General features: G+C 62.4%; 21 protein-coding genes and 1 pseudogene. 8 read left to right on the top strand and 14 right to left on the bottom strand.

Annotated features, from left to right (window positions below):
• Window positions 1-59: 59 nt before the first annotated feature.
• From KHO30_RS17780 to KHO30_RS17820, 9 genes and pseudogenes are all read right to left on the bottom strand, one after another.
• Window positions 60-1,142: an NADH:ubiquinone reductase (Na(+)-transporting) subunit F gene (locus KHO30_RS17780; protein WP_093632763.1), complete on the bottom strand. Its 1,083-nt coding sequence runs from the start codon at window positions 1,140-1,142 to the stop codon at window positions 60-62.
• A gap of 74 nt (window positions 1,143-1,216) precedes the next feature.
• On the bottom strand, window positions 1,217-2,887 hold the full coding sequence (locus KHO30_RS17785; RefSeq protein WP_211701699.1) for an aromatic/alkene/methane monooxygenase hydroxylase/oxygenase subunit alpha: 1,671 nt from the start codon (window positions 2,885-2,887) through the stop codon (window positions 1,217-1,219).
• Window positions 2,888-3,354: 467 nt separating this feature from the next.
• Complete coding sequence (locus tag KHO30_RS17790) at window positions 3,355-3,558, bottom strand: hypothetical protein (RefSeq protein ID WP_093632505.1); 204 nt, start codon at window positions 3,556-3,558, stop codon at window positions 3,355-3,357.
• A gap of 41 nt (window positions 3,559-3,599) precedes the next feature.
• On the bottom strand, window positions 3,600-4,694 hold the full coding sequence (locus KHO30_RS17795; protein WP_211701700.1) for a WD40 repeat domain-containing protein: 1,095 nt from the start codon (window positions 4,692-4,694) through the stop codon (window positions 3,600-3,602).
• Window positions 4,691-5,725, bottom strand: a complete 1,035-nt coding sequence (locus KHO30_RS17800) for a CobW family GTP-binding protein (RefSeq protein WP_211701701.1) — start codon at window positions 5,723-5,725, stop codon at window positions 4,691-4,693. Before KHO30_RS17800 ends, KHO30_RS17795 begins: the two co-directional genes overlap by 4 nt.
• Window positions 5,722-6,036 carry a hypothetical protein gene (locus KHO30_RS17805; RefSeq protein WP_244179206.1) on the bottom strand — a complete coding sequence of 105 codons (315 nt, stop codon included), beginning with the start codon at window positions 6,034-6,036 and terminating at the stop codon, window positions 5,722-5,724. Before KHO30_RS17805 ends, KHO30_RS17800 begins: the two co-directional genes overlap by 4 nt.
• Window positions 6,037-6,067: 31 nt before the next feature.
• Window positions 6,068-7,111, bottom strand: a complete 1,044-nt coding sequence (locus tag KHO30_RS17810; RefSeq protein ID WP_093632502.1) for an NAD(P)-dependent alcohol dehydrogenase — start codon at window positions 7,109-7,111, stop codon at window positions 6,068-6,070.
• Between the two features lie 467 nt (window positions 7,112-7,578).
• Window positions 7,579-8,910 (bottom strand): chloride channel protein, encoded by a 1,332-nt coding sequence (locus KHO30_RS17815; RefSeq protein WP_211701702.1) that lies wholly within the window; start codon window positions 8,908-8,910, stop codon window positions 7,579-7,581.
• Window positions 8,911-9,044: 134 nt separating this feature from the next.
• Window positions 9,045-9,329, bottom strand: a pseudogene (locus KHO30_RS17820) (MAPEG family protein); the annotation flags it as partial.
• A 395-nt stretch (window positions 9,330-9,724) separates the two neighbouring features.
• Here KHO30_RS17820 and KHO30_RS17825 point away from each other — a divergent pair.
• The 8 genes from KHO30_RS17825 to KHO30_RS17860 all read left to right on the top strand — a co-directional run bounded on the left by KHO30_RS17825 (window position 9,725) and on the right by KHO30_RS17860 (window position 21,906).
• Window positions 9,725-10,945 (top strand): MFS transporter, encoded by a 1,221-nt coding sequence (locus tag KHO30_RS17825; protein ID WP_093632500.1) that lies wholly within the window; start codon window positions 9,725-9,727, stop codon window positions 10,943-10,945.
• A gap of 438 nt (window positions 10,946-11,383) precedes the next feature.
• On the top strand, window positions 11,384-12,250 hold the full coding sequence (locus KHO30_RS17830; RefSeq protein WP_200652852.1) for a TetR/AcrR family transcriptional regulator: 867 nt from the start codon (window positions 11,384-11,386) through the stop codon (window positions 12,248-12,250).
• 274 nt (window positions 12,251-12,524) lie between these two features.
• A complete protein-coding gene (locus tag KHO30_RS17835) occupies window positions 12,525-15,023 on the top strand; it encodes an acyl-CoA dehydrogenase (RefSeq protein WP_211701703.1) in 2,499 nt (832 codons plus the stop codon).
• A 124-nt stretch (window positions 15,024-15,147) separates the two neighbouring features.
• On the top strand, window positions 15,148-16,560 hold the full coding sequence (locus KHO30_RS17840; protein WP_211701704.1) for a 3-oxoacyl-ACP reductase: 1,413 nt from the start codon (window positions 15,148-15,150) through the stop codon (window positions 16,558-16,560).
• Window positions 16,561-16,562: 2 nt separating this feature from the next.
• Window positions 16,563-17,483: a MaoC family dehydratase gene (locus tag KHO30_RS17845; RefSeq protein WP_211701705.1), complete on the top strand. Its 921-nt coding sequence runs from the start codon at window positions 16,563-16,565 to the stop codon at window positions 17,481-17,483.
• A gap of 101 nt (window positions 17,484-17,584) precedes the next feature.
• Window positions 17,585-18,886, top strand: a complete 1,302-nt coding sequence (locus KHO30_RS17850) for an acetyl-CoA C-acetyltransferase (protein ID WP_211701706.1) — start codon at window positions 17,585-17,587, stop codon at window positions 18,884-18,886.
• A 138-nt stretch (window positions 18,887-19,024) separates the two neighbouring features.
• Window positions 19,025-20,830: an AMP-binding protein gene (locus tag KHO30_RS17855; protein ID WP_244864071.1), complete on the top strand. Its 1,806-nt coding sequence runs from the start codon at window positions 19,025-19,027 to the stop codon at window positions 20,828-20,830.
• Between the two features lie 50 nt (window positions 20,831-20,880).
• Entirely contained in the window at window positions 20,881-21,906 is a 1,026-nt protein-coding gene (locus KHO30_RS17860) for a DUF1571 domain-containing protein (protein WP_425312905.1), read from the top strand.
• A 4-nt stretch (window positions 21,907-21,910) separates the two neighbouring features.
• Here KHO30_RS17860 and KHO30_RS17865 read toward each other — a convergent pair whose 3' ends face one another.
• The 5 genes from KHO30_RS17865 to KHO30_RS17885 form a co-directional block, all read right to left on the bottom strand.
• Entirely contained in the window at window positions 21,911-22,318 is a 408-nt protein-coding gene (locus tag KHO30_RS17865; protein ID WP_093632493.1) for a hypothetical protein, read from the bottom strand.
• Window positions 22,319-22,351: 33 nt separating this feature from the next.
• On the bottom strand, window positions 22,352-23,929 hold the full coding sequence (locus tag KHO30_RS17870) for an FAD-binding oxidoreductase (RefSeq protein WP_211701707.1): 1,578 nt from the start codon (window positions 23,927-23,929) through the stop codon (window positions 22,352-22,354).
• A gap of 39 nt (window positions 23,930-23,968) precedes the next feature.
• Window positions 23,969-24,463, bottom strand: coding sequence for a hypothetical protein (locus KHO30_RS17875; RefSeq protein WP_200652846.1), 495 nt, complete (start codon window positions 24,461-24,463; stop codon window positions 23,969-23,971).
• 249 nt (window positions 24,464-24,712) lie between these two features.
• Window positions 24,713-25,567, bottom strand: coding sequence for an anti-sigma factor (locus tag KHO30_RS17880; protein WP_093632490.1), 855 nt, complete (start codon window positions 25,565-25,567; stop codon window positions 24,713-24,715).
• Window positions 25,567-26,109 carry an RNA polymerase sigma factor gene (locus KHO30_RS17885; RefSeq protein WP_054034633.1) on the bottom strand — a complete coding sequence of 181 codons (543 nt, stop codon included), beginning with the start codon at window positions 26,107-26,109 and terminating at the stop codon, window positions 25,567-25,569. Before KHO30_RS17885 ends, KHO30_RS17880 begins: the two co-directional genes overlap by 1 nt.
• Between the last annotated feature and the right edge of the window lie 11 nt (window positions 26,110-26,120).

Genomic DNA, 26,120 nt, shown 5'->3' on the forward strand with positions numbered 1-26,120 from the left:
GCTCCTCCTTCCTCTTTCGGTTATCGGACTTTCGATCTGGCGCGATGCCTTGGCTTCCGTCAGCGAATAGCCTGGGTAAACTTGTCGAAATAGAGCCGCTCGGGCGCAACGCCCGCCATCTGCAGGACCGGCATCACTGCGTCGATCATCGGCGTCGGACCGCATGTATACGCGTCGATCTCACCGTCCAGCGATTCCTCACGCAATGCACGGCCTAGCACTTCGTGAATGAAGCCGGTCGCGCCGGTCCAGTCATCGCCCGGCTCGGCGTCGGAAAGCGCCGGAATAAAGCGGAAATCAGGCAGCCGATCCTCCAGTTCCGCGAAATCGTCGAGATAGAACAGATCGCGACGGCTGCGAGCGCCGTAGAAGAAACGAATCGGTCGTTCTTCGCCGCTTTGCACGTGATCGTTGAGGATCGACCACAGCGGCGACATCCCCGACCCTCCGCCTACCAGCACCAGCGGCCCCGGTTGGTCCTCACGCCGGAAACACGTGCCGTACGGTCCCTTCGCCACCAGCCTGTCGCCCGGCTTCAGACCGCCGTCCAGTTGCGACGAGAAGGCGCCGTTCGGATACTTCTTGATGATGAATTCGAGCTTTCTCTCGCCGTTTGGCGTGCTCGCCATCGAGAACGATCGGGTAATGCCGAGGCCCGGAATCGTCAGGTCCACATACTGACCCGCCCAGAAGCGCAGCGGCCGGGACAACTCCACCTCCAGCAGCCTGATGTCATGCGTCAGCGCGGTGATCTTCGTCAGCGTTGCGTCGTATTCACTCACGGCTATCGAACGGCGCATGAGGTCTTCGTCGTAGTTCAGCAGTTCGACCGTCAGATCGCTGAAGGCGAGTGTCCTGCACAACAGGATGTGATTGGTTTCGCGCTCGTAGTCAGGCAAAGCGAAGGTCGAATACTTCTTCATTTCGACATCGCCCTCGATCAGCAAAGACTTGCAACTGCTGCACTGCCCCTCCTTGCAACCGTGCATCACCGAGATACCCTGGCGAAAAGCGGCATCGAGCACGGTCTCGCCTTCCTCAACCGTCATCTCCACGCCGACCGGTTCGAATCGCACGGTATGAAGTACCTTGTCCTCTTCTGCATCCGGCATGTCGGCCCTCTTCTCTTGCGTGTCACTCATGTCCATGTCGCCCACCTCGCGCTTCTCGTTCGTCCGGGGCAGCCGCGCCGCTGCCGCCGGACGACATGACCTCGTCAGTTCACCGGATTGATCTTGAAACCGGCGCGATATTCGGCGATGTGCTTCTCGCGCTGTTCCGGTGTCATGTTGCGCAGCAGAACGATCGGGCTCTGGATCGTGTGGTCGCGAACATCGTCGAGCGTCCACATGTTCCTGTCGTCGAAACGCAGGTGCGGTTGCGGCACCAGTGTCTTGCCGTCACTGCGCACAAAACCGAGATCCTTGATGCAATCGGCCAGATCCCAGCCGTGGTAGCACTCCTCCCATTCGCGGCGTCCGCTGAAGCGTCCCATTGCCGGAGTCGGCCGCCCCTCGTATTCCGAGGCGAACGCCACCTTGTGAGTCCAGCGGCACAATTCAGAGCAGTACGTGTAGAGCTGACCATCGACCTCGTCGACCACGAAGTCTTCACGGATCAGGCAAGGCACCAGACAGCTCCAGCAGCGGTGCGGATACACATAGCCGTTCTCCTGGTCGAACAGCATGTTGGTCTCGCCGGGCACGCTCTTTTTCGCGTACCACTTCCAGAAGTCGCCGAATTCGGCGTACCAGCCCGGGTACTTGTGCTCGAACCACTCGAAGTCTTTTTCGGTCTGCGCTTCGATGCGCCAGAAGTTGACCGGCCAGCCCACGGCAAAGAACTGCGCGACCTTGTGGACATAGTTCTGTTTGACGATGCGATCCCAGGCGGCGGCAACATCGTCGTGATGGATCTTGATGCCGTACTTTTCAAGCGGCAGCATGTAGGTACGGTAGTAATCCTCATAGATCCACCGGTGCCACAGCTCGGCATACGATTCCTTGTTCTTGTCGCGATCCGCGGTGCCGTATTCGATGAACGTACCGATTGCCGCATCGACGATCGCGTGGTTTTGCCAGAAGGCGTAGCGCAGGTCGCGCTCGAGCAGCAGGTGATTGTCCGGGTCGTTGATGATCGACATCACCAGCGAATGGCCGTTGCCGATGTGCCGGCTTTCATCGGACTGCACCGAAAGAAACACCGTCGGCAGCGCATAGTCGCCGTTGCGTGCCGCTTCCGACGGCATGGCGACGAACAGCGTATTGGTGAATGCCGTTTCAGCGACCACCTGCAGAAACACGTTGGCCGCGGTGACTGCATCGCCGGTGAGGAAGCCTTCCGCAAACTGGCGGCCGATGGTGGTGGCGTAGCATTTGCCGAATGCCGCCTCGGTAATATCGAATCCGGCTGGGTCGATATAGTTCTCCATGTACCACTTCTTCAGATTCATCTGGATCGTCGAGTGCCGGAACTCGTCGACCATCTGCATCGTGAAGCCGGTTCGCAGCTCTTCGCCGGGCGCGAGCCGTCCAAGCATCGCCATCGAACGTGCCGCCGAGATTTCCGGGAACGGGATGATCGCAAGGAACAGCTTCATCCACTCGACCCAGCGCGGCTCGACATTGCGGAACATGTCGCCGCGCAACGCCGCGTCGAGCGCGCCATAGACACGGTTATCCTTTTCCTCCTGCATCGGAAAATAGGAGCGCAGCACCTGCTTCATCGGGTCACGCGGCGCCTTGCTGATCTTGTAGTCGGTCGGGAAGGTCATCGCCTCCTGGACGTAACTGGGTGTCCAGCCGAGATCGGCGACGCGACGGGCCGCCTCGCCGATACTGATCCCTCGCTGCGAGGTGATCTTGTTTAGCGTTAATCCATCAGACATTGGGCTCTCCTTGTTCCATTTCACGATAACCGTCGTACGGCGACGCTTCGGGGCAGGGCTGGCCAGTGCCGCGGCCAGAGTCAACAACGCGGGTGTAGTCGCACACGCTAGCGAAGATTGGCGGGAGCAATGCTGAAGGACGTATGTCCAGATTCGTTCTTCATGAATGTGTCTCCTGCCATTTCTGTTTTGCGCTTTGGGACTGCAACGCTTTCCTTGTGACTTGCCCTAATAGAGCGACAAGCGTGCCAGGCAACGTTGGCTCAGCGTTGATGAGGCTGAGCCGTGCAAACAGGTCTTTGTGAAGCCATCAGCGCAAGTTTTCTGTTGTGTTATGCGACATTCGCGTTTGATGGACCTGTCCGATATTGGGACACACCCCCTGCCGATTAAATAATCTGGTGTACTGATCTAACTTCTTGAATGACGGCATGAGGAACCGCAAAAAACTCAGATGCGAACCGCTACTACAGGCCGATCCCCCCGTGACTCTCGCCCTTATAGATCACGCTGGGAGAGTTATTAGCAGGCGGCTTGCCCTCGGCGACAAAGCGCGCGGCGAGGATCATCGCGCCCATGGCGAAATCTTTGCCATAGGCCGCGATCATCGCGTCTGCGAGCGAGCCTAAGCGCTCGAAGAACTGGTCCTTGGACGGGTATTGCTCATTCATAGCTGCCTCCTTCCTCGCATGTGATGAATCTCGTTACAGGCTCATCCCGGACTTCTGAAGCGGAACAGCAGGTCCGGCAAGAACACGAGCGCAAGCTCGCCAGCCTCCGTGCCCAACGCTAAGCGTGCGCCGTCAGGAGACCATGCAACCGTGCTGACCGGACTGCTGCCGGAATGCTTGACGACCAGGACATCGCCGCTGCCCGGCTGGCACAGCAGCACCGCGCCGCTGTGGTAACCCACCGCGATTAGCGGATGCGTGGGATGGCAGGCGACCTGGCTGACCGGCGTCTTGCCGGCCACGCCGCATTCGTGCGGCTGGTCATCGCCGCCGGGCGGATCGAACCGCCAGCAGACAGGTCGCAGACCACCGCTCGTTGCAAGAAACCGGCTGTCCGCGGAAAAAGATAGCGATCGAGGTTGTGCCGGGTACCCGCCCATTTCGATGTCGCCACCGTCGGAGAGCCGCCAGCCGTGCAGCGCGTTTTCTTCCATACCGCTCACCAGATAGCGGCCGTCAGGGCTCCACGCGACGGTGCGGTGATAACCGGGCCACGCCAGATGGCGTTGGTCAAGGGTGTCAGCGGACCATAGGGCGACTCCGCCTTGATGCGAGATCGCCAATTGCGTGCCGGCAGGGTCGAAAGCGAGGGCAGTCGCCGAACCGGGCAACGTCAGGCTGCCGGGCTTCGTCCCCAGCAAGTGAACCCGGCGGCCGCTTGCATACGCACGGCTGCCTGCAGGACTCGCGGCGACCAGGTCGATCCACTCTCCGGCCAGGTCCGCCAGGACTTCGCTGGCGCCATCGACGTTCAGGTGAACGAGGCGACCGTCGTCACCGCCGCTGAGAAATCCTCCTGCAGGGTCGGCGGCCAGCCCAAGGCAGGTACCCTCGTGGACGCTAAAGCGCGCCAGTGGCGTGGGCGGCGCTTGCGCCTGCACGAACTCGACACCGCCGCTCTCGCGCGGCGTGAGCCGCGGCCCGCCTTCCCATGTGCCGGTTGCGAGCGCCAGCGTGCCGTCACCCAGCGCGAAGCCGGCGTATAGCCCGGTGACGTCCCAGACGGCCGCGACAACGGGCGCCTCCGCCACCCAACGCGCGCCGAGCAATTCGATCAGAGGCGGGGGCGCATTCATGAGTCGATCTCACAGTGTCGGATGCTCTCGCGCAAGCCGCGCCGATCGAGATTGCGCCCGATGAACACCAGCCGGCTATCCCGATGTTCGTCCACTCGCCAGGGTCGGTCGAAGTCCGTGTCCATCGTCATGTGTACGCCCTGGAAGACGAAGCGGCGCTCCGATCCGGCCAGGTCGACGATGCCTTTCGCCCGCAGCAGATCCTGGCCTTGCTCAACCACCAGTTGCTGCAGCCAGGAGAGGAAGCGGGTGCGCTCGAGCGGCTTGTCGACGCGCAACGACACGCTGTCTATGTCGTGACTGTGCCGTCCGCGATGCATGGAAGCGCGAGAATCAGCGCGAGAGTCGAGGGGAACATAGCGATAACTGCGGTCGCCACGCGGCAACGCGCTACCCTCCTCTTGCGACGGGGCGAGACGCATACGCTTGAGATCGAACGCGCCGCGATCGAGCAGCGCAGTGAGTGGCACCGCACATCTGACACTGGGCAGCAGTTCCGCGGTCGGGTTGATGTGCCGGATTTCCTCCTGTATCGCCGCGAGCCCGGCCATGTCGACCAGATCGGTCTTGTTGAGCAGCACGATGTCCGCTTGTGCGAGTTGCTCCGCCGCCTCGCGACTGTCGGAGAGGCGCGCTTGCAGGTGGCAGGCATCGGCGACGCAAATCACGCTGTCGAGGCGCGTGTGCTGCCGGATGAGATCGTCGATAAAGAAAGTCTGTACCACGGGTGCGGGGTCCGCCAAACCGGATGTTTCGATCAGGATTCCATCGAAACCGCCCTTGCGTCTGACGAGTCCAGACACCACGCGAATCAGGTCGCCCCGCACCTTGCAGCAGATACAGCCGTTATTCAGCTCGACGACTTCGTCTTCAGCGCCCACGACGAGATCGCCGTCGATACCGATTGCGCCGAATTCATTGACGATCACCGCATAGCGCCGGCCATGCTGCTCACGCAGAATGCGATTAAGCAGTGTCGTCTTACCCGCGCCGAGAAAACCGGTGAGAACAGTGACCGGGATTCGATTCATTGCCAGCCTCCCCGGTTCGCGCCCGGAAGCATCGCGTCGAGATTGACCAACTCGTCTTCGAGCCGGATGCGCTCGGATTCGATCGCCTGCAACGCGCGTTCGGCGTCACTCAGCCGTTCACGCAATTGCGCGATGTTCCGCGTGCCATCGGGCGAGACGCCGTCGCGCTTCTCACATGCCAGCGCGCACGCCAACTCGATCTCGGCGCCCGCGCGCCGGCTCTCGCCGCGCAAGTGGTGGGAGTTGACCTCAGTCAGTGCGATGACCAGTCGCATGCGCTCAAAGAGCCGCATTGCGTCTTGCTGCGCCACGGTGTTCTCCCTTCAGGCCGAAGCCGATCCGCTACGGAATCAGCACTGCACGGCCCTTGATCTTGCCGTGGTGCAAGTCTTTGAGCGCCTGGTTCGCGTCGCTCAAGCGGTATTCCCGGGTCGCCAGATGAACCAGTCCACGGTCGGCGAGCGCCATCAATTCGACCAGCTCGGGATAGGTGCCGACCAGATTGCCGACAATCGTTTTCTCGCTGGTGATCATGTCGATGGTCGGCAACTCGATCTTCCCGCCATAGCCGACGATGTAATAGAACCCGGCGTTGCGCGTCATGGCGAGTCCCTTGGCGATCGCATCGCCTTCGCCGACAAAATCGATCACTGCCTCCGCGCCGTTGCCGCCAGTCAACTCAAGCACGCTCTCGACTTCGTTTCCATCGCCCTTGACGGTATGGTGCGCGCCGCATTCCTTCGCAAGCTGCAGCGCGGTCTCGGACCGATCGACCACGATGATTTCCGCCGCGCATAGGGCGTTCAATACCTGAATGCCGATGTGACCCAGGCCGCCGGCGCCGATCACGACCGCAAACTGGCCGGGAAGCAGGTGGCGCGACGCCTTTTTCGCAGCGCGATACGCCGTGAGTCCGGCGTCGGTATAAGGTGCGACGTCTTTGGGTGCGAGCGACTTGGGTAGCTGAATCAGCGAGCGTTCACCGGTCAGCAGATACTGGGCATAGCCGCCATTCGCATTGATGCCGGGAAACCGGCTGTCGGTCGCGTGCATATCGTCGCCACGACGGCATGCAAGACAATGACCGCTTGTCACCAGCGGATGACAGATCACCGGATCACCCACCTTCACGCTTTCGACGCCGCGTCCGACCGCTTCGACCCAGCCGGCATTCTCGTGGCCCATGATGTAGGGCAAAGCCACGTCGACCTTGCTGCGCCATATGCCTTCAACAACATGAAGATCGGTGCGGCAGACACCGGCGCCTCCGATACGGACGATCACGTCGGTGGGGCGTTCGATTTTCGGATCCGCGAACTCTTCGTAGCGCACGAATTCGTCGCGGGACAATGACTCGTCGTACTGATGCAGCACTGCGGCTTTCACGTTTCGCCTCCTCCAATCGTTGTGTTTCGAGTTCGAGCAGGTGGCCGGCCACCGCAAGACTCGCCTCGGACGCTTGCGACTTTTTTGTAGTTTTCTGAGCAAGCCCTATGCCAATGATCCTGAATTCACCAGGCGTGGGCGCGGTCTACACGATGGACAAGGCGCGATTGATACGCACGGAACTCAACGCCGGTCCTGGCCGGCCCGTGCTGTCGCAAAATCGGACATATGGTTAGAGACAGACTGCCGGGTCTGTTTCAAAATGGGACATATCGCTTTTGATGAAGTGTGCGATTTTTCGAGGCATAGCGCGGCGAGTATGTTCAGCCACCAGCCGCTCGTCATGAATTCGTCGAAATCCAACTCAGTGTCCGAACATCAGTGAGTAGCGGCGCTCGGTCTGCAGCGACTTGACGTCGGCGTTCGACTTTCGGAGTGCTGATGCTGTCCGGCAAAGGCAAAAAATCCTACCGCGCTTTGCCCGCACTACCCCAATTGAAACCAGAACCGAACTGCAGCGCCGGCGCCCACTTCACGCATGCCTGAAAACTCAACGCAGCGCCACCGACGGCAAACAGAACCGGAATCAGAAAGTCTTGGCTCACACGGGTAAATTCAAAAACGAGCACCACCGCCGTAATCGGCATCTGCATCGAAGCAGCCAGAAACGCCGTCGCGCCAACAACGGCAAACGCGCCTGAAGAAGCGCCCGGCCAGAACAGACTCCAGACACCACCGAGCACGATCGCCAGCAACGCGCCATTCGCAAGCCCGGGCGTCAACAAACCGCCTTCGGCACCCGCACGCAAACTACTCGCGGTGATCACCACCTTCAGCACCAGCAACATCGCCGCGAGCGCCATCGTCAGGTTGCCATCGAACGCCAGTCCCGCAGGCCCTTTGCCATTGCCGAGCAACTGCGGAAAGTGCATCGCCAGCACGCCGATGATGGCGAAGTTCAACAACGACAACACGGGCAAACGCCAATCCTTCGGCGCCTCTGCACGCGCGCGTTTCGTGAGCTCCGTAAAGCCCCACGCCGCAGCACCGAAAATCGGACCGCACACAACAGACCAGACGACGAGCGAGGTACTCACCGTCAACGACGGCACGAGATACTGATGCTCGTTGCCCAGACCGAATTGCGCGACCAGCGCCGCGACGGCCGATGTCACCGCAGCAGGCACCACAGCTTTCCAGCCAAACGTGCCCAACAGCACCTCGAGCACGAACACCGCGCCGCCGAGCGGCACGTTGTACACAGCGGCCAGACCCGCGCCCGCACCGCACGCAACCATGATCCGGCTCTGCTCGACCGATAAGCCCGCGCGGTGCGAAAGCCAGCCGGCCAGCGCCGAACCGATCTCGCGCGGCGCGACTTCGCGTCCGAGCGGCGAGCCGAGCGCCACCGTCACGATCTGCAGCAACGCATGCACGGTGGTGCTCAACACAGGCATACGTGGATCGTCGGATTTGACGGCCTGGCGAATGCTCACGAGCGGCCGCCCGAAGCGATACAGCAACCACCAGCCGAACCCGGCCACCAGTCCGCACATCATCAGGACGAGTACACGCCGCTCAGGCGATGCATCGGTGACACCTTCCAGGAAACTCTCGCTGCTGATTGCGTGCGTCACGCTGTAGCCGTATGCGAGGTGCTGAATACCGTGCAGCAGCAAGGCGAGCAACATGCCGCCGAAACCGGCCCCGATCCCCGTCAGCAACGTGACGACGGCCAGTGCAGCAAGTGGATTGCGCGCGCGGCGCCGTGACTCCGAAGTGATTGATTTGGCTGACATGATGCGTCGACAGAGGCGGAATTAATGGGATAGCGACCATCTTATTCCGCGTCGCAACATGAATCAAATTGCTTTTTCTACTCGACTGATGCGTCATGCGCATAGGTCAAACGCACCCACGTCCTCGTGTGCCCTCAGTTCATCGACACGAAAAACATCGACAGCACGCAAGCGACGCCGACGAACCACACCAGCGAGCGAAGCGGCGCCAGATTCGCCACATACAAAACCCCGTGCAGCACGCGCGCGACGACAAACGTAATCGCCAGCCAGTTGATCCACGGGCTCGAACCCGACCCGCCTGCCTGCCCTGCGACGACGATCGCTGCGGTGAACATCGCCAATGCTTCCCACGCGTTCTGATGCGCAGCGTGAGCACGCGCGCGCCAGCCTTGGAGGCCCGCGAGATAGGTGCGCGGCGCGAATGCCGCGAGCCGCTGTTATACCCGCCAGAATCCGCTGTCGCCAACCTGAATCCCGCGAGCGGCGCCTCTACAGACGCTCGAAACGAGGCAGTCAGATTGACCGGTTTACCCGCCTCGTAAACGCGAAGAAAAGCGCCAAAAAACATTACAAATAACAAACAATTCATCAAACGTGATTAATACAATAATTACATTAAGCCAACATTCGCCATGCGTTGAGATTCGCACCGGAATTCGCTCCAGGGATTAATACGGATAAACGCGGCATCTACCATGCAAGCGTTTAACGCTCGGCGTACACTCGCTCGAAGCCCGCGCTACGGGTCGCACGGGGCTGCAGAGCCGCCCGTCGTCAAACACGGGTTATTGGAGACTCAGGAGAACAATCAATGAGCTGGACACGGGAACAAAGAAACGTCACGATCGCCGCCTATCTGGGCTGGACTCTCGACGCATTCGATTTCTTTCTAATGGTGTTCGTATTGAAAGATATCGCGGCGGAATTCAATACAAAAATCCCGACGGTTGCCTTCGGCATTATGCTGACCCTGATAATGCGTCCAGTCGGCGCATTGATTTTCGGCTGGCTCGCCGACAAGTACGGTCGCCGTCCGACGCTGATGGTCAACATCGCGTGCTTCTCCCTGCTGGAACTGCTGTCCGGCTTTTCGCCTAACCTGACCACCCTGCTCGTGCTGCGCGCGCTGTTCGGTATCGCGATGGGCGGCGAATGGGGCGTGGGTGGCGCGCTGACGATGGAAACCGTGCCGCCCAAGTCGCGCGGCATCGTCTCGGGTCTGCTGCAGGCCGGCTATCCGAGCGGCTACCTGCTCGCCTCGGTCGTGTTCGGCGTCTTCTATCAATACATCGGCTGGCGCGGCATGTTCTTCGTCGGCGTGCTGCCGGCGTTGCTCGTGCTGTACGTGCGAGCACACGTGCCGGAGTCGCCGGCCTTCAAGACGCTCGAGAAGAAAGTGCGCCCGGGTCTCGTCGCCACGTTGAAGCAGAACATCGGCCTGTCGCTCTACGCGATCGTGCTGATGACCGCGTTCAACTTCTTCTCGCACGGTTCACAGGATCTGTATCCGACCTTCCTGCGCGTGCAGCATGGATTCGACGCGCACACAGTGTCGTGGATCACGATCACGCTGAACATCGGCGCGATTTGCGGCGGCCTGTTCTTTGGCTGGTTCTCGGAGAAGATCGGCCGCAAGCGCGCAATCTTCATCGCCGCCCTGATCGCGTTGCCGGTGTTGCCGCTGTGGGCCTTCTCCACCACGCCTGTGCTGCTCGCAGCCGGCGCGTTCCTGATGCAGATCTCCGTACAAGGCGCATGGGGCGTGATTCCGGTGCACCTGAACGAAATCTCGCCCGATGAAATTCGCGCGACGTTCCCGGGTCTCGTGTACCAGCTCGGCAATCTGATCGCATCGGTGAACGGCCCGCTGCAGGCGAGCGCCGCCGAAGCGCATGGCAACAACTACGCGCTGATCATGGCCATTGTGATCGGTATCGTGGCGGTGGTGATCGCCGCGCTGATTCCGTTCAGCCGCGAACGCCGCGGCATCGACATGACACAATCGGCTAAAGAGGTCGCGGCGAGCACCTAGGGAAGCCGCCTCGCGGCACAGCTTTAAGCGTTCGAACTAAACAGCTATTTCGCCGGCGCGTTATCGGGCACAATAGCGACAAAGACGGCTCGAACCGTCATAAAGCAGCATAGGCAGCACTGCAGGCGCCGGGTAAACGCAAAGCAGGATCACGCGAACCCGGCGCCAGAAAACAAACGCAAGGCCAAACACAGGTAGCAAGCAATACGAGGCCGTTCCGATTTCGATCGGAACGGCCTTTTTTATTTCCGCGCGGTTTGACGGGCCCGCGCACATTGGAAAAACGGACCTTCGTCAGGTCTTCTAGAGGAGTTAGTCCACACCGAGCCCTTGATCGCAGTCCCGATCCTTCTTTATCCTGAAAAAAAACGGCTGTTTCAAATAGTCATTTGAATCGCTTGTTTGCGGGCCGGATGCCCGGCAACTGGGAGACGCAAAATGGCAGTTCGCACAACAGGCCGGCATGCCGGCGACACGAAGTCCCGCATCCTCGACGCCGCCGAAACACTTTTCATCGAATGCGGCTATGAGGCCATGTCCCTGCGCCAGATTACTTCGCGGGCCGAAGTGAATCTCGCGGCAGTCAACTACCACTTCGGCAGCAAGGAATCGCTGATTCACTCGATGCTGTCGCGCCGGCTCGACCGGCTCAACCAGGAGCGGCTCAAGCTGCTCGACCGCTTTGACCAGATGCTCGGCGCGCGTCTGACTTGCGAGCACGTGCTTGGCGCCATGTTCATTCCGGCGCTGCGGCTGTCGCGCGATCCGCGCGTCGGCGGCAAGGCGTTTCTGCGTTTGCTGGGGCGCGCCTACACGGATCCATCGTCGTTCATTCGCGACTTTCTGAACGCGCACTACGAATCCGTGGCGATACGCTTTTTCGATGCGTTCCAGCGTGCGCTGCCGCATCTGCCACGTGAAGAACTCGGCTGGCGTCTGCACTTCGCGATCGGCGCGTTGTCCGGGGTGCTGGCCGGCACCGATACCGACAGCCTGATCTCGGAGTTCTCACAGGGCAAGTCGATGAACGACCTGCAACTGATCGCACGTCTTGCTTCGCTCATGGTCGCCGCGTTGAAAGCGCCCTTGCCCGACGGCTCGCAACTGGCCACGTTCGCCGCAGTGCTGGGCGACGCCACGGAAGGCGGCGCCGAAGGTCTGACGGAAGGCGCGAATCCTGCTGCAGGTACGCAGCAGGCGTCGTGCGGGTTTGAATCGTCGGCACCAGCAGTCTCGGACGGTGAGCATCGCGGTGGCAGCGTGGAGGCGAGTTCGTTCCAGCCCGCGTTGCACGGCACGGCTTGAACCGAACGACGCGGGCGGCGCCGCGATGGGCCGTCCGCGTGCAAAAACATGAATGAATACCGCATATCCGAGCAGCACGTCTAAGTCCCGCACCTAAACAACGTCACGCTGTCGAATTGAAAAAACGACACGAAAAACGCAGCAGGGGCGCAATACAAAAGCGTCCTGAGCACGCGACGTAGCAGCAACATCGCCAGTAGAAGATCAATAGAACGCGAGCCGTCCGCGACCCGTGGATGCGTTCGCACGCACCATCGAAACAGGAGGAAACGTCATGCCGTGGTTCATCCTAGTGTTAGTCATTGCCGCTCTCGCGCTCGTCTACGTTCAGGCGCGCGCCTCATGGTGGCTTGCCTTCATGATCGTCTGGGTGGCTGCCGCGCATGTCAGCGGAGCAGCAGGACCAGTGGCGACAACCTTGCTCGCGATCGTTTTCGTCCTCCCCGCCCTCGTCCTTACGATCAAACCGCTGCGCCGTACGTGGCTCACGAAACCCGTGCTCGACATTTTCCGCAAGATCCTGCCGGAAATGTCGCCGACCGAGCGTGACGCCATCGAAGCCGGCACCGTCTGGTGGGACGCCCAACTGTTCTCCGGACGCCCGCATTGGGACACGCTGCTCGGCTACGGGCCAGCCACGCTCTCCGCCGAAGAACAGGCGTTTCTCGATGTCGAATGCGAGCAACTCTGCGATCTCGCGAACGACTGGGAAACCAGCATGGTGTGGCAGGACCTGTCGCCGGAAACCTGGCAGTACATCAAGGAGCGCGGCTTTCTCGGCATGATCATTCCGAAGCAGTACGGCGGCAAGCAGTTCTCCGCTTACGCGCATTCGCAGGTCATCATGAAGCTCTCCACGCGCTGCTCGGCCGCCGCCGTTTCGGTGATGGTGCCGAACTCGCTCGGCCCGGCCGAGTTGCTGATGCACTACGGCACCGAAGAGCAAAAGAACCACTATCTGCCGCGCCTCGCTCGCGGCGACGATATCCCCTGCTTCGCGTTGACGAGCCCTTACGCGGGTTCCGATGCCGCGGCGATTCCCGATGTCGGCATCGTCTGCAAGGGTACGTTCGAAGGTCGCGAAACGCTGGGTTTTCGCGTCACGTGGGACAAGCGCTACATCACGCTCGGACCGATCGCGACCGTGCTCGGCCTCGCGTTCCGCGCGCTCGATCCGGACCATCTGCTCGGCTCGGAAGAAGAGCCCGGCATCACCTGCGCGCTGATTCCGACCGACCATCCGGGCGTCAACATCGGCCGCCGTCACTGGCCGCTGAACGCGGTGTTCCAGAACGGTCCGAACTCGGGCAAAGACGTCTTCATTCCGCTCGACTGGGTGATCGGCGGCCGCGCGCAAGTCGGCAACGGCTGGCGCATGCTGATGGAGTGCCTCGCAGCAGGCCGCGCGATTTCGCTGCCGTCGTCGAATGTGGGCATGGCGAAGATCGCCGTGCGCGGCACCGGTGCCTATGCTGCGATTCGCCGCCAGTTCCGCACGCCCGTCGGCAAGTTCGAGGGCGTGCAGGAAGCGCTCGGCCGTATGGGCGGCAATCTGTACGTGATGGACGCCGCGCGCCGCCTGTCCGCGCACGCGGTGGACCTCGGCGAAAAACCCTCGGTGATTTCGGCGATCGCGAAGTATCACATCACCGAACGCGCCCGTATGGTCATCAACGACGGCATGGACGTCGCCGCCGGCAAGGGCATCTGCATGGGACCGTCGAACTTCCTCGCGCGCGCCTATCAGCAGGTGCCGATCGCGATCACCGTGGAAGGCGCGAACATTCTCACCCGTTGCCTGATCATCTTCGGCCAGGGAGCGATTCGCTGTCATCCGTATGTGCTGAAGGAAATGGAAGCCACGCGTGAAACGGATCGCAGCAAGGCGCTGCGCGATTTCGATGCGGCCTTCTTCGGCCACGTGAGCTTCACGCTCTCTAACGTGGTGCGCAGTTTCGTTTATGGCGTCACGGGCGGCGCCTTCATCACCAAACCGCGCACGGCGTACGCCCCGCTGCTGTCGTACTATCGCGCGGCCACTCGCATCTCCACTGCATTCGCGTTGCTCGCTGATGTCTCCATGTTCGTGCTCGGCGGCGACCTGAAACGGCGCGAACGCATCTCCGGGCGCCTCGGCGACGTGCTCTCACAGCTCTACCTGATCTCCGCAACGCTCAAGCGTTTCGAAGACGAAGGCCGTCAGGAAGAAGATTTGCCGCTGGTGCGCTGGGGCGTCGAAGATTCGCTGTACAAGGCACAGCATGCGCTCGACGGCGTACTCGCGAACTACCCGAACCGCCTCGCCGCGGGTCTCGTGCGCGTGCTGGCGTTTCCGTTCGGACTGCCGCATCGTGAGCCGTCCGATCGCCTCGGCACCGAGATCGCGGAACTGATGCAAACGCCGGGCGCGGCACGCAACCGCCTCGTGTCAGACTCGTACGTGCCGCATCCGGATGTCGACGCGCTCGGCTACGGCGAGCTCGTGTTCGAGCTGAACCCGCGCTTCACGGAGATCGACCAGAAACTGCGCGACGCGGTCAAACAACGCCTGCTCGAACCGATGCCGCAGAGCCTGCCGCAACTGGCCGCGTGGACCGAGACGGCGCAACAGAAAGGCCTGATCGACGCCGACGATCGCCGCGTGCTCGAGGACTATGCGCGGTATGGCGCACAAGTCGTGAAGGTCGATGACTTCCCGGCCGACTTCGACATGCTCGCCAATTTGCAAAAGCGCAAGGACGCGCTCGAAAAAGCGCTGGAGCTCGCGGCCTGAGCACCTTGAAAAAAACATCCAGGCGGGGCACCCCCAGATGCCCCAAACTGGGTGCACACTGACACACGTTTGAAGTCCGCGATGGGACTTCCTTCGGAGCGTGGCCAGCGGAGCAACAAATAATATGAACGACTCTTACCTGAACTTCGTCAATTCGCCATTTGGCGCACGCCTCGCGCGCTCCTTAGGCTTACCGAAGCCCGAGGTGCTGCGCCGCTATCGTGCCGACCGTCCCGAGTTCGACGGACTGATCGCGATCGGCGCGGGCCGCGAACCGCATCTGCTCGACGCGCTCGCGAATCTCGTGGCGAACGTCGGCATGACCAGCGTGGCGCATGAAAGCGCGGGACTATGGGTGCCGCTCGCGAATCGCCATGGTCTGATGACGGGCCGTTTCGAACCGGCGGAGTCCGGTTCGCACGGCAAGCTCACCGCCCTGCTGTTCGATGCGAGCGGCATCGAAGACAGCAGCCAGCTCGAACCGCTGCACGGATTTTTCCACGACACGTTGCGCTCGCTCGGCAAGTGCGGCCGCATCATCGTGCTGGGACGGCCGCCGGAAACCTGCGCGAGCCCACGCCAATGGACCGCGCAACGCGCGCTCGAAGGCCTCACGCGTTCGCTCGGCAAGGAGGCGCGGCGCGGCGTTACCGCAAATCTGGTCTACGTGGAGCAAGGCGCCGAGAACGGCATGGAAGCTACGTTGCGCTTCTTTCTATCGCCACGTTCCGCGTATGTGTCGGGTCAGGTCGTGCGCATCGGCGTGCGCGCGGGCGCCGATGCCTTGCCGGCGTTCGACTGGAATCAGCCGCTCGCGGGCCGGCGTGCTGTCGTGACCGGTGCGGCGCGCGGCATCGGCGCATCGATTGCGAGCGTGCTCGCCGCGGAAGGCGCACACGTGATCGGCATCGACATTCCGTCGGCACGCGAGGCACTCGACTCGACCATGCGCCAGTTGAACGGCACCGCCCTCGCCTTCGACATCGCCGCGCCCGAAGCGCCCGCGCAGATCGCCGCGGCGCTCGACGAACAGGGCGTGGACATCGTCGTGCACAACGCGGGCATCACGAAAGACAAAACCATCGCGAAGATGACCGACGCCGCCTGGCAAAGCGTAATCGACATCAACCTGTCCGCGCAGGAGCGAATCGATGACGCCCTGCTCGCGGCAGGCATTCTGCGCGACGGTGGCCGCATCATCGGCGTGTCGTCAATTAGCGGCATTGCCGGCAATCTCGGCCAGACCAATTACGCCGCGTCGAAAGCCGGCGTGATCGGCCGCGTGCAAAGCATGGCGCCGCATCTGCGCGCACGCGGCATCACGATCAACGCGGTGGCGCCCGGCTTTATCGAAACGCAGATGACCGCGAAGATTCCGTTGACCATCCGCGAAGCCGGCCGCCGGATGAACTCGATGAGCCAGGGCGGTCAGCCAGTGGATGTCGCGCAGACCATCGCCTGGCTCGCGCATCCGGGATCGGCGGGCGTAAGCGGCCAGATCGTGCGCGTGTGCGGACAAAGCCTGATTGGAGCATGAGCATGGGTGAACCGGGTGATCCGTTCCGGGGTGGTCACGCAGCGGGCGCGGCCCGTCCGAAGACCGTCGTCATCGAGCAATTGCCCGCGCCGGCGAAGCTGTATGGCCGTGCGTTGTCCGGCATCGTCAAACGCGGGCGCGACACGCACCTGCCGGCGTTGCGCCTCGTGCGCCCCGCCGTGGCCCTCGACCCCGGACCGATCTGGCGTTATTCGCGGGTTTGCGGCTTCATCCCCGAGCACGGCGTGCCGCTCACGTATCCGCATCTGCTGGCCTTTCCGCTGCATCTGCTGATGCTGACCGATCCGGCGTTTCCCTGGCCGGCGCTCGGCCTCGTGCATCTGGCGAACCATGTGCGGCTGCGCCGTCCGCTCACTTACAAGGACATGTTGCGCGTCGAGGTGGAATTCGGCGCGCTGCTGCGTCATGACAAGGGGCAGGCGTTCGTGCTGCATACCCGCATGTACCGTCGCGGCGAAGCGGTTTGGGATGGCGACAGCGTCTATCTGAAACGCGGCGTGCCCGCGAGCGGCAGTCCGCTCGATCCGCTGGAGCTCGGACCCGATGCGTTGGAACGCATCTCGCGCTGGCAACTGCCGCCGCAACTGGGCCGCGACTATGCACGTGTGTCCGGCGATTACAACCCGATTCACCTCAGCGCGCTATCCGCGAAGGCATTCGGCTTCCCGCGTGCAATTGCACACGGCATGTGGACGTTGGCGCGCGCCGCCGCCGCGCTGCAACCGCCGAAACCGCTCGCCGAGGCTACGTTGAGTGCCGAATTCAAATTGCCGATGCTGCTGCCGGGCGAGGCGTCGTTGTGGAGCGCATCGCCCTCGCTGATCGAGCGCGACATCGAAGTACGCGACATTGCCGGAGAAAAACCGCATTTGCGTGGCCGCATGCAGTGGAAGTTGCTATGACACACGCACAGGTACGCGCAGGTTTTCGTCACAGTACGGGACTCGCCATTCGTCTCATTCGCACCGGTCAATAACCAGGGAACGACCCAAAGGAGCCAAGCATGTCAAACCCGCTGCCCGCCGTGCGCCGCGTCGCCATTATCGGCGGCAACCGGATTCCGTTTGCCCGCTCGAACACCGCTTACGCGACCGCGTCGAACCAGGACATGCTGACCTTCACGCTGCAAGGCCTGATCGACCGCTACAACCTGCACGGCGAACGTCTTGGCGAAGTGGCGGCCGGCGCCGTCATCAAGCATTCGCGCGACTTCAACCTGACGCGTGAATCCGTGCTGTCCACCACGCTCGCCAAGGAAACGCCCGCCTACGACGTGCAGCAAGCCTGCGGCACCGGGCTGGAAGCGGCGATTCTCGTCGCTAACAAGATCGCGCTCGGGCAGATCGAAGTGGGCATCGCGGGCGGCGTCGATACGACCTCCGATGCGCCGATCGGCGTCAACGAGCGCATGCGCAAGATCCTGCTCGAAGCGAATCGCGGCAAGAGCACCGGCCAGCGTGTCGGTGCGCTCGCCAAACTGCGGCCGGGCATGTTCTTCAAACCGCTTTTGCCGCGCAACGGCGAGCCGCGCACAGGGCTTTCGATGGGCGAACATTGCGAGCTGATGGCCAAGCGCTGGAACATCTCGCGCGAAGCGCAGGACGTGCTCGCTTACGAGAGTCATCGCAAGCTCACCGATGCGTACGCGCGCGGCTTCGTCAACGATCTGATGACACCGTATCGTGGCCTTGCGCGCGACAACAATCTGCGTTCCGACCTGACGCTCGAGAAACTCTCCGGTCTGAAGCCGGTATTCGATCGCGACGCGGGCACGCTGACCGCCGGCAATTCGACACCGCTAACAGACGGCGCTTCCGCCGTGCTGCTCGCAAGCGAAGACTGGGCAGCCAAACATGGCCTGCCGGTGCTGGCGTATTTGAGCTGGTCCGAAACCGCCGCCGTCGACTTTTTCGACAAGAAGGAAGGCCTGCTGATGGCGCCCGCCTACGCCGTGCCGCGCATGCTGGCGCGCGCCGGACTCACCTTGCAGGACTTCGATCTATACGAAATTCACGAAGCCTTCGCGGCGCAAGTGTTGTGCACGCTCGCGGCGTGGCAGGATGACGAGTATTGCCGCACGCAACTCGGTCTGCCCGGGCCGCTCGGCGCGATCGATCGGACAAAATTGAATGTGAATGGCAGCTCGCTCGCCACCGGCCATCCGTTTGCCGCCACGGGCGGCCGCATCGTCGCCGGACTCGCAAAGATGCTCGCGCAACTCGACAAGCCGGCCGGCACCGCGCGCGGACTGATTTCGATCTGTGCGGCGGGCGGCCAGGGCGTGGTGGCGATTCTGGAACGCTGAGCGTCGCGCGTGTTTCAACGAATACCTTATTTCGAAGGCTGCAGCAATGACCGCTTTGATTGCCGCCTTGATGACTTCAATGACTGGCGGCAAGACCAGCATACAAACCGATGAAGCGATTGCTTCAGGAGACGACCGATGACCCAGCCCACGCAAGTCCCGCTCTCGCCCGCCGCCGGATCCACACCGCTCGCGAATGCAGCGGACCCGGCGCCCAGTCAGGCAGCGAATCGCGCGCCCAACACCGACGGCATCTGGTACGCGTCCTATCCTGCAGACGTCCCGCATGAGATCGACGTCAACCAGTACGAGTCGATCGTGCAGTTCTTCGACGAATGCATCGCGAAGTTTCGCGAGCGCGTTGCGTATGTGAGCGTCGGCGCGAACATGACGTATGGCGAACTTGGCCGCAAGGCGGCCGCATTTGCAGCGTACCTGCAAAGCATCGGCGTGAAACCCGGCGAGCGCGTTGCGATCATGCTGCCGAATACGTTCCAGTATCCGGTCTCGCTGTTCGGCGTGCTCAAGGCGGGCGGCGTGGTGGTCAACGTAAATCCGCTCTACACGGTGCGTGAACTCGCGCATCAGTTGAAGGACAGCGGCGCGCAAACCATCATCGTGTTCGAGAACTTCGCGAAGACCGTCGAAGACGCGCTGCCCGGCACCAAAATACAGAACGTTATCGTGACGGGTCTCGGCGATCTGCTCGCCGACGGCCTGAATCTGAAGGGACGTCTGCTCAATTTCATGCTGCGCCATGTGAAGAAGATGGTGCCGGAATACAAGCTGCCGAAAGCGGTGCCGCTGCTCGACGCGCTCTCGATCGGTTACACGCGGCCGCTGACGCCCGTGCGTCCCACGCACAACGACATCGCCTTCCTGCAATACACCGGCGGCACCACGGGCGTAGCCAAAGGCGCGATGCTCACGCACAGGAACATCATCGCCAACCTGCTGCAGGCGAAGGTATGGTCCGAGGGGCAGTTGAGCGGCGACATCGAAACGGTGCTCACGCCACTGCCTCTCTATCACATCTATTCGCTGACGGTGAACGCGCTGATCTTCATGGGCCTCGGCGGACGCAACATCCTGATCGCCAATCCGCGCGACATGAAGCGCGTGATGATGATCATCCGTCACGAGAAATTTACCGGTATCACCGCGGTGAACACGCTCTACAACGCGTTCCTCGACAACGAAGAATTCTGCAAGCGCGACTTCTCGAACCTGAAACTCGCGATGGCCGGCGGCATGGCCACGCAGAAGTCGGTCGCCGATCGCTTCAAGGCGGTCACCGGCAAGCCGATCATCGAAGGCTATGGGCTGACCGAGTGCTCGCCGATCGTGTCGATGAATCCGGTCGACCTGACCAATCTGCGCGACTTCGAAGGCTCGATCGGTTTGCCCGCGCCGTCCACGCAAGTACGTTTCAGGAAAGACGACGGGTCGTGGGCAAACATCGGTGAAGCCGGCGAACTGTGCGTGAAGGGTCCGCAGGTAATGAAAGGCTACTGGAACCGTCCGGAAGAAACCGCCAAGGCGATCGACGATGACGGCTGGCTCGCTACCGGCGACATCGGCGTGATGGATTCGCGCGGCTTCATCCGCCTGATCGACCGGAAGAAAGACATGATCCTGGTGTCGGGCTTCAATGTCTACCCGAACGAAATCGAAGACGTGATCGCGATGCTTCCGGACGTGCGCGAAGTCGCCGCAATCGGCGTGCCCGACGAGGCGCAAGGCGAGCGCGTGAAGGTATTCATCGTCAAACGCAACCCGTCGCTGACCGCGGAACAGGTGATCGCCCACTGCCGCAAGAACCTCACGGGGTACAAGGTGCCGAAGCTCGTCGAGTTCCGCGACGAGCTGCCGCAAACCAATGTCGGCAAGATTCTGCGCCGCGCGCTGCGCGACGAGGAACTCGCGAAGCAAAAACCTGCCTGACAGGCAAGGCGCCTGGCACCATGCCTTGCGCCATCCTTTCGGAGAGATTCATGAAGCACAGCATGTCCGCACGCTCACGCCGCTCGCCGGCCTTCATGCGCCTCGCACGTTTTTCGTCGGAGACCGCCATGTTGGGCGCGTCTCTCGCCGCTTCATGGCGTGCGGGTTCGTCACGCGGACTTCTGATCGGCGCGCTGGTGGCCAGCGTCGCCGCTCTGGCAACGCCAGCGGCGTTCGCGCAGAACGACGACACGCCGCCCGCTCTCGACACCGCTAACGCCATCAAGGCGCCCACCACGCCGTCCTCGCAGGTCGGCAAGCTCACGCTCGATCAGCAAGTCAAGTGGCTGCGCGCTGCGCAACAGAGCGGCGCCATGGAAAAACTCGACGACGCGCAACTGGTCGCCCTGTTCCAGTCGCTCGATCCGCTTGCGTTACCGCGCTACATCAAGGAAGGGCCAAACGGTTTTCCGTCATATGAGTTCACCATGTCGCGCTCGGAACGCATTCACGGCCAGTGGCCCGACAAGCCCGATCACATGCTGGTGCGTATCGCCCACGATCCGCTGCGAATCTACGCAAAGTGGCTGCCCGACGGCGCGCACGCCGGCCAGGAAATCATCTACGACGAGTCCAAACGCACCGACGAAATGTATGGTCACCTCGGCGGCATCATGAACGTGATGCCGCTGTGGACCTCGCTGACCGGTGCGCTCGCCCGTGCGCAATCGAACCACCAGGTGCGCGATCTCGGCACCGAGTACATTGCTGGCCAGTATCTCTCCGAAGGCAAGAAATACGTCGAGGCCGGCTTGCCGCGCTCGACTCAGGTGGAAGTGAAAATGATCGACGGCGTGCGCGTGGTCGCCTTCACCTTCGAAACGCCGAACGGCCAGCCGCAGTTCTATGCGAAGAAAGAAACGCTCGGGCTGGATCTGCGGCATCCGTATTTCCGCACCGTCGAGTCTTATGACAACGACGGCAAGATCTTCGAGAAGATCGTCTTCGAAAGCATCACGCCGAAAACGTTCGACGACTCCACCTTCGATCCAAAGAACAAGGCTTATAAGTTCTAGGGTTCTAGCGGATAAGGCGCGGCGTCAGCGCGAAAGCGACATGCGCGACGGGCCCCGCGCCCTGCTCGTAGCTGTGCTCGACCAGTTGGCCCACGCGGGTGGCAAGCTCCCTGAGCACGAAGTAATCGGATACGCGTGTGAGGCCGATCAGCGACGCTGGCGATTGCCCGGACGTCTGCCCGAATCGCAGTGCAAGTGTCGTGTACCAGAGCGCGCCGATGTCGTCACCGGCTTCGAAGACGGGCAGCTTCATGTGTGCCACGTAGGCGGCGAATGCGGGGCCGCCGGCGAGCGTGGAATCGATCACGGCAAACGTATCGTGGCGAGCGGCTGCATCGGCGAGCCACGGCCACACGCCCCCTGCCGCGGTCGAGAGCCATGCACCGGTCATCATGAAAGCGCGTCGGTCCATTTCCTGTTCACCTCACTCACTGACTCACTCGCCTCAGGTATAACCCCGCCGGTCGCGCCATGCCGCCGGCCAGATCCCCTGCTTGCCCGGCGCGAGAATGCCGTTCGGGTCGAGTGCGTCCTTGATCGTTTCCGAGAGCCGCAGCAACGCGCCGTCGTTGAAACTGTACTGCGCCGCCGCGAAATCCATATACGCGAGATGCGCGCGATATTCGCCGTAACCCGCCGCGCGCGCATCGCTCATCAGCGAACGCAATAAAGCACCGGCCTGCTCGACCTGATTCGCGTCGTCGCGGTCGAAGATCGCCGCGAAGATGTGGTGCAGATGACGCACGCCCGCCGTAAAACCGCCGTAGTAATCGAAGCCATATTCCGCCGCGCGCATCTTGACCATCGAATATTGACGCAGCGCGTCGCGCCCGGTCGCTGGGCACACCGGCGCGAAGTCCACATGCGCGCCCGCGCCGCCGCGCCAGTCGAGCATGCGAAACGCGCTCATCGCCGGGATGCCGGCCAGGTTGCGGTCGCCGCCCGCGGTGGGTTGCGCATCGCCCTTATAACGGACCGCTGACAGTTTCGCCTGTGGCACGCGAGCGAACGCGCGCTGCACGATCGCATAACGCGTGTCGATCACTTCAGGCGTGCCGTATAGCGCGAAATGAAGATTCCAGCGGCCCACGTTCAGCTTGTCGAGCATGGCGGCCACCGCGCTTTCGGGCATCGCGCCTTTGCCTTCGTACCACTGCTGACGGGCCGACAGTCCCGCGGCCCTGCGCAAACCGCCTTCGATCACCGCGTTGTTGCGGATCGTTTCATCGAGCCGCAATGGCCGCAAAATATCGACGATCGTTTCGAGGTCCTCTTCGTGCCGGAACTGGATTTCGCCGAGCAGATATGCGGGCGGCGCGGGCATTAGCCAGACACCGAGCTTGGTGACGATGCCGTAGTTCGATTGCATGAACATCGCATCGAAGGAAGGTCCAAAGCCCGGTTGATACAGTTGCCACGCGGTGCCGATTTCGATTCCGCCCATCCCGGTTCGCAACACGTCGCCGTTGGCGAGCACCACTTCCATGCCGCACTGCGTCGCCGCGTGATCGCCGTACGCGGTATAGCCGAAGCCGCGCTCGAGCGTATTGCCGACCACGCTGCCCCAACCCGCAGCAGGCGGATCGACCCAGAGCTTGTAACCCTTTTCGCGCAGATGCGCATAGAGATCGAAGTAGCTGACGCCCGGTTCGACCAACGCGTAGGCGAGCGTCTCGTTCACTTCGATGATGCGATTCATCCGCTGCAGATCGAGCACGACTGAACCCGCCAGTCGCGGTGCGGCGCCACCGTACGCGAAGTTGCGTCCGGTCGAGACTGTCCACAACGGAATGCGAAATTGATTGGCAATCCGCAACACTGCGCGAATCTCGTCGATCGACGCGGGCAGCAGCGCGGCCGACGCGGAAAACGCTTCGCGCTCGCCGGGCGCGAACGGATCGAGGTAGGAGGCGAGCCCGGCGGCCGAGGTCACCACGTACGACTCGCCGACGATCGCGCGCCAGCCGGCGAGCGCGCGATCGAACCCGGCGGCGGAAACTTTCGGCGGCAAGCTACGCGTCAAGGCATCTCCTTTGCGGCGATACGTGTGTGCGGCGGCTAGCTAGCGGTGCATCCCGCCACCGCCGTGCGACATGCCATGCGACATGCCGCCCCACATGTGTGCCGACCCGCCGCCGTGCCAGCCACGCCCACCCATTCCGTACGATCCGTGCACATAATGCACGTGATCCATGTGATGAAAATGATGAAAACGGTCGACGAAGATGACCGATACGCCACCAAACAACACCGGCGGCCCCCAGTACCACGGATCGTAGTAATACGCCGGCGCCGGCGCCATAGCCTGTGCGGCGGCATCGTCTTCGACGATCTGCCAGCTGCCGTCAGGCTGCTGGCACGCGCGGCCGCTGACCTGCTGCATGACGCCGTCGATTTCCGCCTGGCCCACCACAAAACGGCAGGTCGACGTGTCAGTCGACGGCGCATTCGCATTCGCATCCGATTGCGCTTCGACCGGCGCCGCGTAAACGGCGCACAGGCACAGACACGCTACGCCGAAACGCAGCCGCGTGCCGAACTGATGAGAAGTAAGCATGATTTCGCTGCCTCGACGCGCCGGCGTTGCGACTCGCAAAAAGCGTGTCGACACCGTAAAGACCCCGTCGGTTTGCCTCGCACGAGACCCTGCCGTACCAGTGAGCTTGCAAGGAGGAACAGCATGATCCTGCATCGAGTAAACGTTGCGCCGCGCGACGCTATTCCGGCGGCGCGCGCGAACGCACGGCGTTTCTGTTACCGCGTGTTGCAGCGGAATCCAATGGGGGTGCTCGCCGTGCGCTCAGTGCTACTGCCAGGCCTCCGGCTTGCCGCCTAGCGCGCTGCATACTTCGATGGCAATCGAGCGCAGCTTGTCTTCCGAAATCGGCCCGGATAACGCGTAGCCCATGCGGTCGCTGACCCAGTAGAAGGTCCGGCGGTTACCGTCGCGGAACAGGCGGAACGCGGTTTCGTCGCGAGCAATTCCGGTGATGTACAACGTGAGGCGCGCGCCGCTGGTATTTTCGTACATGAACTGCGCGGCCGGTCCTGCTTCGCCGGGCAACAGACGCCCACCCACCAGCGAATAACCGTACTCCTGCAACGACGGCACCGAGAGCGGCCGGTTCAGGCGTTTGGACAGCCAGTTGATCAGATGCTCTTCCTCGTTCGCGGCGACTTCTACGGGATGACGCCGCTCGGGCGTGTACACCGCGTAGGCGATATCGGCGCGTTCGGCAAAGCTCGGCGGCTGGCCGCCCAGACCGTTCCACGCGCCGCCCGTCAGACGCGGGGCGAGCGGCCCCAAGGCGAGCGCAATTCCCGCGCCGGCTGCGAGCCAGCACGCCGCGAGACCGACGCGCTGCCACCACGGCGTCGGCCGCCGCACCACGATGAAGGCCGGCTCGTCGTCCGCGTCGCTCTGTCCGACGCTTGGTCCGACGCTCTCGCTGCGTTCGCTGCGCTGCGGCGCACCACACAGCGCCTGCAGCGCCGCTTTTTGCGCGCGCCACGCCGCGACTCTGGCGGCAGCCTGCGGCTGCTGCGCCAGTTGCGCCTCGATCGCGGCGCGCTCCCCGGCCGGCAATTCTCCGTCGACAAACGCCGACAGCGCCCGCAGATCGGGCTCCTCAGGCAAGCTGGAATCGTGGTCGTTATTCATCACGGATTTCTCACTACTTTCAGCGGCGGGACTTTTCGCGCCAACCCCACAGCGCCCCCTTCAAGCGGCCCCTCCGTCATCAGCACGCGCATGTGTTCCCGCGCGCGCGACAGCCGCGACATCACCGTGCCGATCGGCACGCCGAGCGCTTTCGACGTTTCCTGATAAGACAGTTCCTCCACGCAAACGAGCAGCAGCACTTCTCGCTGCTCGACCGGCAGGCAATACAGCGCCCGCTGCAGATCACGCAACACCAGACCGTCGACCTCGCCATGCGGCGCTTCGAGATTGCGCCACGGCGCGCTTTCGTCGTCAACGGCAATTTCGCGGCGGCCGCGCAACTGATCGATGTAAAGATGCCGCAGAATCGTCAGGAGCCACGCACGCAGGTTGCTGTTCGGACGGAACGCCGACCAGCGCGCGAGCGCGCGCTCCGCCGTATCCTGCACGAGGTCGTCGGCCCAGGCGCGGTCTCCCGTCAGTGCGCGCGCGTAGCGGCGCAACTGCGGGAGCCACGAAATCACTTCCGCTTCGAAACTCACCCGGCGTGGCA

Source organism: Paraburkholderia aspalathi (assembly GCF_905220735.1).
Taxonomy (GTDB): Bacteria; Pseudomonadota; Gammaproteobacteria; order Burkholderiales; family Burkholderiaceae; genus Paraburkholderia; species Paraburkholderia aspalathi.